Source organism: Bacillus sp. KNSH39 (genome assembly GCF_052656585.1).
Genome location: NZ_JBQXYO010000001.1, coordinates 1300391 through 1312633, shown reverse-complemented (window position 1 = coordinate 1312633; position 12243 = coordinate 1300391). Strand labels below are relative to the sequence as shown.

At 34.2% G+C, this 12243-nt stretch carries 14 protein-coding genes; all 14 read left to right on the top strand.

Annotation, left to right across the window (positions count from 1 at the left end; genetic code table 11):
• The first annotated feature begins 10 nt into the window (after window positions 1-10).
• Window positions 11-535 carry a DinB family protein gene (locus tag ACUL40_RS06650; protein WP_227900837.1) on the top strand — a complete coding sequence of 175 codons (525 nt, stop codon included), beginning with the start codon at window positions 11-13 and terminating at the stop codon, window positions 533-535.
• Between the two features lie 402 nt (window positions 536-937).
• A complete protein-coding gene (locus tag ACUL40_RS06645) occupies window positions 938-1876 on the top strand; it encodes a DMT family transporter (protein ID WP_000644594.1) in 939 nt (312 codons plus the stop codon).
• A 56-nt stretch (window positions 1877-1932) separates the two neighbouring features.
• Window positions 1933-2334 carry a GNAT family N-acetyltransferase gene (locus ACUL40_RS06640; protein ID WP_001053116.1) on the top strand — a complete coding sequence of 134 codons (402 nt, stop codon included), beginning with the start codon at window positions 1933-1935 and terminating at the stop codon, window positions 2332-2334.
• Window positions 2335-2564: 230 nt separating this feature from the next.
• Window positions 2565-3368, top strand: a complete 804-nt coding sequence (locus tag ACUL40_RS06635) for an aminoglycoside N(3)-acetyltransferase (RefSeq protein WP_000783347.1) — start codon at window positions 2565-2567, stop codon at window positions 3366-3368.
• A 15-nt stretch (window positions 3369-3383) separates the two neighbouring features.
• Entirely contained in the window at window positions 3384-4073 is a 690-nt protein-coding gene (locus tag ACUL40_RS06630) for a phosphopantothenoylcysteine decarboxylase domain-containing protein (protein WP_000676726.1), read from the top strand.
• Between the two features lie 141 nt (window positions 4074-4214).
• Window positions 4215-4688 (top strand): tetratricopeptide repeat protein, encoded by a 474-nt coding sequence (locus tag ACUL40_RS06625; protein WP_000400636.1) that lies wholly within the window; start codon window positions 4215-4217, stop codon window positions 4686-4688.
• 12 nt (window positions 4689-4700) lie between these two features.
• Window positions 4701-5756 carry a hypothetical protein gene (locus ACUL40_RS06620; RefSeq protein ID WP_063245543.1) on the top strand — a complete coding sequence of 352 codons (1056 nt, stop codon included), beginning with the start codon at window positions 4701-4703 and terminating at the stop codon, window positions 5754-5756.
• A 205-nt stretch (window positions 5757-5961) separates the two neighbouring features.
• Complete coding sequence (locus ACUL40_RS06615; protein WP_063245542.1) at window positions 5962-6471, top strand: DUF402 domain-containing protein; 510 nt, start codon at window positions 5962-5964, stop codon at window positions 6469-6471.
• Between the two features lie 239 nt (window positions 6472-6710).
• Window positions 6711-7301 carry a TetR/AcrR family transcriptional regulator gene (locus ACUL40_RS06610; RefSeq protein WP_063245541.1) on the top strand — a complete coding sequence of 197 codons (591 nt, stop codon included), beginning with the start codon at window positions 6711-6713 and terminating at the stop codon, window positions 7299-7301.
• Window positions 7298-8026 carry a hypothetical protein gene (locus ACUL40_RS06605; RefSeq protein ID WP_000691336.1) on the top strand — a complete coding sequence of 243 codons (729 nt, stop codon included), beginning with the start codon at window positions 7298-7300 and terminating at the stop codon, window positions 8024-8026. Before ACUL40_RS06610 ends, ACUL40_RS06605 begins: the two co-directional genes overlap by 4 nt.
• 240 nt (window positions 8027-8266) lie before the next feature.
• Window positions 8267-9022 (top strand): ABC transporter ATP-binding protein, encoded by a 756-nt coding sequence (locus ACUL40_RS06600; protein WP_000218576.1) that lies wholly within the window; start codon window positions 8267-8269, stop codon window positions 9020-9022.
• Window positions 9023-9039: 17 nt separating this feature from the next.
• Entirely contained in the window at window positions 9040-10026 is a 987-nt protein-coding gene (locus ACUL40_RS06595; RefSeq protein WP_063245540.1) for an aliphatic sulfonate ABC transporter substrate-binding protein, read from the top strand.
• A 16-nt stretch (window positions 10027-10042) separates the two neighbouring features.
• A complete protein-coding gene (locus ACUL40_RS06590; RefSeq protein ID WP_445422890.1) occupies window positions 10043-10891 on the top strand; it encodes an ABC transporter permease in 849 nt (282 codons plus the stop codon).
• Between the two features lie 76 nt (window positions 10892-10967).
• Window positions 10968-12080: an FMNH2-dependent alkanesulfonate monooxygenase gene (ssuD, locus tag ACUL40_RS06585; protein ID WP_078186511.1), complete on the top strand. Its 1113-nt coding sequence runs from the start codon at window positions 10968-10970 to the stop codon at window positions 12078-12080.
• Window positions 12081-12243 lie beyond the last annotated feature (163 nt).

Genomic DNA, 12243 nt, shown 5'->3' with positions numbered 1-12243 from the left:
GAAGTTTTGTATGAAAGATCTCCATTTAGAAAGAAAAATGGACCCTCAAGTAGCGATTTTGTATGCGACGGTTGCTGATACGTTTAATAGATTGCAAAGGTTAGTCGAAGGTACTGAAGAGAACGAACTATCCTATAAAGGGTCTGAAAATAATGAAAATAGTATTGGGCAGTTACTTCAGCATTTAGCAGTTGTTGATTTACATTGGGTGTATCGTTTCAAGGGAGAAGATGTTCCGCCAGCATTTGAAAATAAATATGGTCCTATGTTAAATGAAGTAGGAGAATTACCAAGTTTAAGAAAAAACACATTGCAAGAGTTAATGCAAGATTATGAAGCAGTGCAAAAATTGTTTTATGAAGAATGTATGAAACTAACAGAAACTGATTTAACGCGGGAAGTTTTGTATGAAAAAGGCGAAACTGCGACAATAAGATGGGGAATATGGCATATAGCAGATCATAATCGGTATCATCAAGCTCATATAAATCGATTGAGGAAATTATACAGAGAATATAAACTACATATTCTTTAATTTTTGAATGAACGAACGCCCCTAAATAATAATTAAAGGAGGCGTTTGTTTTTATTCGTTCGCTTTTCTTCCCAAGCTATCATTAAATTTTTATGATAATCTTTTGGTTTCTCAATAGAAAACCAGTAAATTGAATGTGCAATAGTTGGTAGCCATCTTTTATAGCGGATGCGTATATTTTCATGGTGAGTATAGTGGGTCGAGATTAAAGTAGATTTTGACCCTTGAAAATTTTGATATGTAATGGCCTCGATTTCATACCAATGCACTTTATTCCCATGTAAATCTACTACAATTCCTTCATCATCCTAAAGTGAAATGTAAGTTTGAATGTAGATTTTTCATCGCGTATACTAAAATATAGGTCATAGAGATAAAAAATTAAATACAAGGGGTTTTACAATGAAAGCAATTGTTATAGGAATACTGGCATCATTTTTCTTTGCCTTTACTTTTGTTTTGAACAGGGCAATGGACTTAGAAGGTGGAAGCTGGATTTGGAGTGCATCATTACGGTATTATTTTATGGTTCCAATGCTATTACTTATTGTTATGTATAGAGGGAACTTAAAGCAACTCTTTCAATATATGAAAAACAATCCGAAAGAATGGTTAGTGTGGAGTATCGTTGGATTTGGTCTCTTTTATGCACCGCTTAGTTTTGCTGGAGCGTTCGGACCAGGTTGGCTCGTTGCATCAACATGGCAAATTACAATCGTTGCAGGGATTTTGTTAACACCATTTTTTGCGGTGGATCCACTACATAAAAAACTTCCGATGAAGGAATTAGTAATGTCGGGCATTATTTTATTCGGTGTCGTTCTCATGCAAGTAGAACATGCTTCTTCATTAGGTATTCGTGAAACCGTTTTATGTGTAGTTCCTGTACTTATTGCAGCATTTGCGTATCCTCTTGGAAATAGAAAAATGATGCAAGTTTGTAAAGGGGAATTAGATGTATTTCAGCGAGTACTCGGTATGACATTAGCAAGTTTACCATTTTGGTTTTTATTATCTGGTTACGAAGTATCAACAGGCGGATTACCGTCAAGTAGCCAAGTTTTTCAATGTTTTATTGTAGCAGTTAGCTCTGGGTTAATCGCGACAGTATTATTTTTCTTTGCAACAGATCTTGTGAAAGATGATCCGCAAAAATTAGCAACAGTGGAAGCGACGCAGTCTGGTGAAGTTTTATTTGCGCTAGTAGGAGAGTTGATCTGGTTATCTGCACCAATCCCATCATCATTATCTTGGATTGGTATGAGTCTCGTTATTATTGGAATGATACTTCATAGTTATGTGGCTGTCGTTGTAAAAAAAGAAGAAAAAATAACGGCGTAATGAGATTAGCTCTTTTTATTAAGAGCTAGTCTTTTTTCATAGAAAGGGATGAAAGTATGAATTTACAGTGTGTTAAACAAATTGAGAAAGATTCAATATTAAATGTGCTACAATATGCCGTCGGTCCAAATGAAATAAGCTTAAAGAAGGCAGTAATATTTTATCAAAGTAATAAAGGGACTTTGTACAAATATGAAGAAAAAGCTTGTCTAGGTATTGAAATAATCGGAGAAACTAAAGCACGCATATGTCATATAGCAGTGGCTCCAGATTATCGTCAAAAAGGAATTGCACTGCAAATGATTAAAGAAGTGGTAAGGATATATCAATTGACTTATATAGAAGCGGAGACAGACGATGGGGCGGTAGAATTTTATAAAAGAATTGGTTTTCAAGTTAAAAGTTTAGGAGAAAAATATCCAGGGATAGAAAGACTTCATTGTTACATGGAAAAATAGTATAAAATATGCATATGGAGTATAGTTTGAAAAAATAGGATTTACATTTTTCTTCATTTCAAAAAAACTCTCGCTCATCATTATCTACGATTTTAATAGAGTTTTGAGGCTTCAGTATAATAATATACATATTTTTGTAGTAATGAATATGATTAAGTTAAAAATTAAGAAAAATATGATAATATATTTATATAAAAGTTTAAATTTACGTGGCTAGTGGGGGAACCAATATGAAAATGAATGAAATAGTAGCAAGTACACAATTTCCAAATACAATCGAAACAATAACAAAAGATTTAAAAGCATTAGGAGTCGAAAAAGGAATGACAATTATCGTTCATTCATCACTAAGTTCTATCGGGTGGATATCTGGTGGTGCCGTTGCTGTAGTAGAAGCATTAATGAAAGTTGTTACGGAAGAAGGAACGATAATAATGCCAACGCAATCTTCGGATTTGTCCGATCCGAAACATTGGTCAAGACCACCTGTACCGGAAGACTGGTGGCAAATTATCCGAGATAACGTCCCAGCATTTGATTCACGTATAACCCCAACAAGGGGAATGGGTGAAATAGTTGAATGTTTTCGTACATATCCGAATGTAGTACGTAGTAATCATCCGTTAGGAAGTTTTGCTGCATGGGGAAAACATGCAGTAGGAATAACAATGAACCATTCGTTATCAATGAGCTTTGGAGAAGAATCTCCATTAAGAAAAATATATGATTTAGACGGGTACGTATTATTAATTGGTGTTGGATATGATTCCAATACGTCTGTTCATTTATCCGAGGTGCGTTCTGGTGCATGTGAGTTAATACAAGTAGGAGCACCTATTATAGAAAACGGTGAAAGAGTGTGGAAAGAGTTTGTTGAAATGGATTACGAATCTGAGAAGTTTGTAGAAATTGGTGTGGAGTTTGAGCGAAAAGGAACTGTAAAAAATGGGAAGATAGGGAATGCAACGTGTCGTCTAATGAAACAGCGTGATATAGTTGACTTTGGAACAGAATGGTTTCGTAAGAAAAATTAGTAAGGGATGGTTACAATGAAGGGGAAAAAGGTATTAATTACGAGCGGTGGTTGTCTAGAAAAATGGGATCAAGTACGCGGGCATACGAATATGGCCAAAGGTACAATCGGAAGGATAATCGCAGAAGAACTTCTAGCTAAAGGGGCACATGTTATATATTTACACGGTTATTTTGCGGAGAAACCGAGTGATGTACATAGAGGGTTAGAATTACATCCATTTGAAGGAATCGTTGATTTACAAGATAAAATGAAAAGTATCATATCACATGAAAAGGTTGATGCAGTCATTATGGCAGCGGCTGGATCAGATTGGATTGTAGAGAAAATTTGTGATCAAGATGGTAATGTTCTTAATATGAACGGAAAAATTTCAAGTGATATAGCACCGATTATTCACTTTCAAAAGGCTCCAAAGGTATTAAAACAAATAAAAGAATGGGACCCAGAAACAGTACTTGTTGGTTTTAAACTTGAAAGTGATTTAAATGAAGAAGAACTGTTTGAAAGAGCAAAAAATAGAATGAAAGAAGCAAGGGCGAATGTAATGATTGCGAATTCACCACATTCTTTATATTCGCGCGGGGCTGTGCATTATGTAATTGGACAGGATGGTAAAGGGAAGTTGTGTAATGGGAAAGATGAAACAGCGAAAGAAATTGTCAAAAGCTTAGAGGTATTATGTAATCGTGTCACTGCTTTTTAAAATTAAGTTTTTAGATGAGAATGAATCCGCATAGTAATAAGTAAGCGAAACTTTAATTGGTGGGAATTTTACTTTTACACGAATGTGAAGCGTATACCAATCAAGAGCTATACACAGAATAATTGGTGAGGAGTGGATTCTATGGAACATTTATTAAAGCAAGCTATTAAACTTAGAAATGAAAAGAAATATGCGCAGTCTAAAGAGATGCTTATAGGATTAACAAACTTTACAAAGGATGCAGAAGTACTGTATCAATGTGCGTGGATACATGATGTAATGGGGCTAGAAACAGAAGCAGTTCCGTATTATGAGCAGGCAATCGCAAATGGACTTGATGGCGAATCGCTTTGCGGTGCTTATATTGGTTTAGGAAGTACATATCGTTGTATAGGGGAATATGAAAAGGCAATTACAGTATTAGAAGCTGGGGTGAAAAAATTTCCAGAGAATGCTCCGATGAAAGTATTTTTATCATTAGCAAAATATAACGTAAACGATCACGAATCAGCGATGAAATTATTACTTGAAACTGTCGTGAAAGTAGAGGAAGTAAAAGAATTTGAACGTGCCATTTCATTTTATAAAGACCATTTAAATGAGGTTTTTAAATAAAGGAGTGAACGTATGAAGGTTACACTATCACGAAGGCGAAAAGGTATTTGGATTGGACTCGTCTCTTTAATTATGCTATCAAACTATTTATTGTATGCCCTTCCAATTGTACCAGTTGCGCCGAAAGAAGTTGTGCTTGGGTCATTATTAGATTGCATGTTTGTCATTCCAATCATCACGTATTTCTTCATTATTCGAAAAAGATACTCGTTAACATATATAGTTCCTGTTGTAATAGCTGGTTATATTTTTGCAAGATTTATTATTCCAAGTGATTATTTACAAGCTTTTTCATTCATCTCTTATATTATTGTTGCGGCTGAAATTGCATTTGTAGGTCTAGAATTATTCCTTCTCTATAAAATTGTTAGAGTGCTTCCTAAAATAATAAAAAAATATAAAGAATATAGAAGAGAAAATTATTCCTTTTCTTATGCAATTGATGCAGCGTTTGACGCTACTATGAAAAGAGGTAAGTTAATAGATGTCATTCTAACAGAGTGTAAGTTAATCTATTATGCGTTTTTATCGTGGCGTGAAAAAGTACCAACAGGTAAATCTGTATACTCATATCATAAAAAGACTGGTGCTATAGGTGTGTATATCATGATTATTCATGCAACAGCAATTGAAAGCATTGGTTTTCATTATTTACTACATCAGTGGAATCCAGTAATAGCATGGATTTTACTTATTTTAAATGTATACGCGATGATTTATTTTATAGCTGAAATACAAGCGATGCGCAAAAATCCACTTGTCGTAACAGAAGAACAAGTAATCATTCAAATCGGATTAGGAAAGAAAATTGTTGTGCCATTTACACAAATTGATAATATTGCGTTCTACAAGGGTGAATTGCTAACGGCAAAAGAAGGGAGACAGGTATTGGATGCAACTGTTATGGAGTTCATAAAAGAACCTGCTACTTTTGAAATAACATTAAAAGAGTCAGTGAAAGCGCAGTTGTTATACGGCTTTTCTAAAACAGTAAGTCGTGTTTACTTAAATGTTGATGAAGAACGAAAATTTTATGATGCGGTTAAGGAAAAGTTAAAACATGAGTAATAGTACTGTTAGTTGCATAAAAACAAATGAGCTTCCGTTAGAAGTGAAAAAATATGAAACATGGATAGTGAAAAACTCTTTCTAAATAAGAAGGAGTTTTTATTATGTACTTGTATAAATCATTATATAAAAAACTATACACTTCTTTATTACTACATAAATGGATATAATTGAGGATAGAACTAGCATAAGGGGAAACAAAATAATGAATAAGTTACTTACATCGAAAATTGAAATTATAGAAAGAAAAATCCGGTATAACTCAACAATAGTAGATCACAATTGCTTATTACTTGAAAAGCAATCACAAAGTATCGTTTTATTTCACGAGGTGCAGTATTCATTTACAATGACTGCAAATGATACTAAGTTAACAATCCCAAAAGGGAGTTATACAATCGCATATTACTGGAAAGATCGTCCGTACAATTTATACGTATGGAGAGATATAAAAGGAAAGTATTTAGGTTCCTATTTTAATATCGTAAAAAACACACAAATAAAAGATGAAGTGGTTTCCTTTGAAGATTTAATCATCGATATTATGGTACTTCCAAATGGAGAATACTTCATATTGGATGAGGATGAATTACCAGAACCATTAGGAAATTTCGAAGGTGGTTATGTGAAGAAAGCTCTTTATGGATTAAAAGAAATCATTCCAAAAGAGCTGCCACCAATAGTTTTGGAGACAGCCAGAGTGCAGAGGAAATAAAATTTAATTACATAAATATTTTGAATGGGAATGAGTAGTCTCAAGTTATATGATCTAACTTTTTTGATAAATCTAAGGTTAGTAGCATATCTCTTGAGATTACTCTTTTTTTGTAGAAATTTCGTCGCTTAGTTATTAAATCGATTTTAAATTTATGAAATAATATTGACTGAATCAAGTTCAGTCGTTTATGATTGAATTAGATTCAGTCGTGGTGAAAACATTGTAGGAGATGACGTATGAAAAGAATATCAAAAGAACCAGATGTAAGACGCCAAGAGTTAATGGATATTGGTTTTGAACTATATATGAAAAATGGTATGAAAGGATTTGGCATAAAAGATGTTGTGAATCATGCAGGTGTAGCAACGGGCTTATTTTATTATTACTTCAAGTCTAAAGAGAATTTTGTTGATGAAGTTTTAAATGACTGTATTGTGAAAAATATGGAGTTAATTGAAGAAATACTTGTTTCAAATGAACGGTCTGTCATGCAAAAGATGAAAGATTCACTAGATATATTTTGGACATTTATTGAAAAGTTAGCACCCTATAAAAATGTGAGTTCGTTTCAGACGGAACAACATTTTCAACTGGAACAGAAATTATTCGCACGTATGCAACCGTTCATTAGACAAGTAATTGAAGAGGGAGTGAAAACAGGGATTTTTTATACTGATAACTCATTATTAGCTTCTGGATTTATTTTATACGGTCTTAACAGTATTGCTCATTCAGAAGTAAAGTTGAATCTAGATACAAAACATGAAATGGTTAATTTAGTATTAACTACACTACGATACAATCAAAAGGAAGGAGAAAGTTTATGAAAATTATTATCGATGGAAATAATATCTCACAAGAGCAACTTATAAAATGGAAAAGAGAACGGATAAAAAAAGTATTATATACATTAGGACATAAAGAGCTTGAAATAAATGATACAGACGTCATGATAAAACAGCTAACGGAAATAAAGTTGCGATATACATACAATGAAATGTACGAAAAGTTGAAATCAAAACTTAGATTAAGTGCATTAGGTATGCGTATCTGTACTCTTTTATCTGGCGATAGACGAAAATTTTCAAAAACTAGTATTTATTTAGACGGGATTACAGCAGAAGTAGCTATACATGGAATTGATAGTTTGATGCTTGAACAATCACGTGAAAATAACAAAGTGAATTTATCTGCTTGTCCTGATCACTATGTACTAAGACCCTTTGGGGAAAATGAATTAGAGGTTATCGAAACTACTGGTAATTCTCCGTTTCCAGTTCAATTTTTCATTGTTTTTGGTGACGAAACCGGATTGAAAACACCGAGAGATAAATCTTATCAATACCAATCAACAGGTGTTGCACGTATGAAAGATGGTACTACTATTGGTGGAGTTCGACATCAATTTAAAGATACTGATACAGGGATAGAAGTAAGTCTAGTTGTTGAGTTCCCAGCCCTTTGTCCTAATAGTCTAATTAAATCCCATCAAATGCATTTAGCGTGTGAGTTTTCTTATTGGTTACAGTGGATTAAAGATCAGAAAAAATAGTAAGTAAACGATATCGTTTAAATAAACAAAAGTAAAATGTTCAAACAAATCATATGTATGTTTTAATAAAACCTAGTTGACTTATCGGAAATATTTGTATAATATGTACTTAATTCCATAACGTATTGCTGATTGGAGAAACCAAAGGCATTTTATCAACAGATAAAATGCCTTTGGTTTTTTTATTGCACAAATACTGAATCTGTTCATTTATATGAATCATTTTAAGGAGGGGAAGAAATGACTGTTTCAATTGATGGGGTATCAAAATATTTTTTGAAACAAACTGGTACGGTTCAAGTGCTAGAGAATATTAATTTTCAATTAGAGGAAGGGGATTTTGTTACAGTAATTGGTCCGAGTGGGTGCGGAAAAAGTACATTACTAAAAATTGTTGCAGGTCTAGATAATGATTTTGAAGGTGAAGTTGTTATTGACGGGGAGCCTATCTTAAAAACGAGCAAGAAACAAGGTTTTATTTTTCAAGAACATAGGCTTTTTCCATGGTTAACAGTTGAAGAAAATATAGCGGCAGATTTGTCGTTAAAAGATAAGTATGTGAAAGATAAGGTGAGAGAATGGGTTGAAATCGTTCGGTTAGATGGCTTTGAAAAATCGTATCCGAAAGAAATTTCAGGCGGGATGTCACAACGTGTTGCGATAGCGAGAGCGTTATTAAGAGATCCAAATGTATTATTACTTGATGAACCTTTTGGAGCGCTGGATGCTTTTACTCGAAGTCATTTACAAGAAGTATTGCTAAATATTTGGGAGCAGAAGAAAACAACAATGATATTCGTTACACATGATATAGACGAAGCGATATATCTTTCAAACCGAATCATCATTATGAGTGCAAAACCAGGGAAAATACATAAAGTGATTGAAAATAATTTGCCTTATCCGCGAAATAAAACTTCTCAATCGTTCCAACAACTTCGAACGAAAGTATTACAGCAGTTTGAATATGGAGGGTTGATTCAAACAAGTATATAGGAAAAGGGTGATTTTATATGTATAAAAAATTTAAAATTCTTTCTTTTGCTTTAGCTATATCAGTATGTTTATTAGGATGTGAAAAAAGTACAGCAAGTAGTAAGAAAGAAGATGTAACAATACAAATTGGTATACAGCAAGGGTTAAGCCCGCTATTACTAGCAAAGAAAAAGGGGTGGTTTGAAGAGGAGTTTAAAAAAGAAGGAGTTAAAGTGAAATGGACAGAGTTCCAAAGTGGACCTCCTTATTTTGAAGCAATCGCATCAAACCGATTAGACTTTGGTGAAGTAGGGAATTCTCCAGTCATTTCAGCGCAAGCAGCAGGTATTGGATTTACCGAAATCGCCAATACAAGTTATGCGAGAAAAGGAACTGGAATTCTCGTTCAAAAAGATAGCAAGATTGCGAGTGTAAAAGAGTTAAAAGGTAAAAAAATTGCAGTAGCAAAAGGAAGTAGTGCCTTTAATTTATTGTATCGAGCACTTGATAAAGAAGGGATTGATGCAAAAGAGGTAAATGTCATTCAATTACAACCAGATGAAGCGCAGCCTGCATTCGAATCAGGATCAGTAGATGCATGGGCGATTTGGGACCCTTTCATATCATTACATACGTTAAATAAAGGTGCGAAGGTGATTGCAGACGGTGAAACATTAAATGTCTCTTCACCAGAATTTTTAATTACGAGAACAAAATTTGCGAAAGAACATCCAGAATTAGTTGAGAAATTCCTCAAAGTTTATGAGAAAGCACGTGTATGGCAAGATGCTAACTTAGATGAAGCAATAAAAGTATATACTTCTGTAAAAAAGATAGATGCGGAGATCGTAAAAGAAGTGTTTAATCACGACAAACCAATTTTAGTTTCGGTAACGAAGGAAATAATAGCAGAACAACAAAAGACAGCGGATTTTCAATATAAGCTCGGTTCTATAAAGAAAGAAATTAAGGCGGAAAAAGTTGTAGATAATTCTTTCGTAGAAAAAGCATTGAAAGCGAAGTGAAAAGAGGTTTTGTAAAGTGGAAAATACGAAAGCTGTTATTAAACCAGCGAGTATAACGATTGAGAAAAACAGAGTTAAGAATGTGCGAAAGTTAAATGTAAAAGTTTTAGTAAGGGCGATTACTATACCGGTTATTATATTAATAATTTGGCAGTTAGCTGGCGTATTCGGTCTTGTTTCTAAAACAGTTTTACCAACACCATTAGATATTTTTCTAGCTTTCCAAGAGCTTATTAAAACAAGAGAGTTATTCGGCCATTTAAGTATTAGTGTATTCAGGGCTGCGGCTGGTTTCTTTATTGGTGGGGGCTTAGGAATCATTTTAGGAACGATTGTTGGATTTTCAACGAGAAGTGAGCAATATTTAGATCCACCTGTGCAAATGTTAAGAACTGTACCTCATCTAGCTGTTGCGCCACTTTTCGTATTATGGTTCGGTTTTGGTGAAACATCGAAAGTGTTATTAATTGCAGATGGTGCATTTTTTCCTTTATACGTAAACGCATTTTTAGGTATTAGAGGTGTGGATTCAAAGTTATTTGATGTTGCGAGAGTGTTAGAGTTTAGCAAAAGAAAACTAATTACGAAACTCATTTTACCATCTGCATTGCCTAATCTTTTACTAGGAGCAAGGTTATCGTTAGGTGTTGCATGGGTGAGTTTAGTAGTAGCAGAACTTATGGGATCTACAGAAGGTATTGGTTATATGATTATGGATGCAAGGCAATTTTCAAATACAGATATCGTATTTGTCGGCATAATTATCTTTGCATTTGTTGGGAAGTTTTCTGACTCTCTAGTACGTTTACTAGAAGCGAAGTTTTTAAGATGGCGAGATAATTTTAAAGGTGAGACTGGGAATTAACATATAAATTATTAGGGGTAATTTATATAGAATGTGTTAGTATACGATTCAAAATAAATAAGGGGTGTGTAAAGGCATGGAATTATTATGGTTTATTCCGGCTTATGGAGATGGTCGATATTTAGGAACGACAAAACGAGGAAGAGCAGCTGAATATGGTTATTATAAGCAAGTTGCTGCGGCAGCTGATTATTTAGGATATACGGGTGTTTTACTTCCAACTGGTCAAGGATGTGAAGACCCTTGGGTGTTAGCTTCAGCTCTTGCTGCTGAAACAGAAAAACTAAAATTTTTAGTAGCAGTAAGACCAGGACTAATGTCCCCTACAGTTGCAGCGAGGATGGCATCTACATTTGATAGAATTTCAGATGGGAGACTGCTTATTAATGTAGTAGCTGGAGGAGATCCAGTTGAACTACAAGGAGATGGATTATATCTTGATCATGATGAAAGGTATGAAGCAGCGGATGAATTTTTAAAAGTTTGGAAATCGACATTGCAAGGTGAAACGATCTCTTTAGAAGGAAAACATATTCAAGTTACAGATAGTAAAGTTGTATTCCCACCAGTTCAAACGCCATATCCTCCTATATATTTCGGAGGATCATCAGCTGCTGGAAAAGAAGTAGCAGCTGAACATAGTGATGTATATTTAACGTGGGGAGAGCCGCCAGAGCAAGTAAAAGAAAAAGTAGAAGAAGTAAGAAAACTTGCAGAAGAGAAGGGGCGTACAGTCCGATTTGGCATTAGATTACACGTAATTGTAAGAGAGACAGAAGAAGAAGCATGGGAAGAGGCCGAACATTTAATTCAATATGTGGATAATGAAACAATTGAGCTTGCTCAAAAGACATTTGCAAGATATGATTCGGTTGGTCAAAAACGGATGACACATTTAAATAAAGGTACGAGAGAGTCGTTAGAGATAAGCCCTAATTTATGGGCTGGAATCGGACTTGTAAGAGGTGGGGCAGGTACTGCACTTGTAGGCGATCCGCATACAGTAGCAGAAAGGATAAAAGAATATGAATCGTTAGGAATTGATACGTTTGTTTTATCAGGATATCCGCATTTAGAAGAAGCGTATGAAGTGGCAGAATTGTTATTCCCATTATTGAAAGACAAGAAGAAAGAAGAAAATAAAATTGTTGGTGAAATGATTGCTGATGCATATGCATTAAAAAAATAGTGAGAAATAAAGTTTCACTTATTTATTGCTTCATTTTGTTTACTGCCTGTTAATAGGGTATAAAAAATCCGCAAGTTATTCGCTTGCGGGTTTTCATCGTAAATTATTAGAAAATATGGTAAAATAAAAGGGTAACTTAAGGTGCGGTTGGTTGTTCAATTAT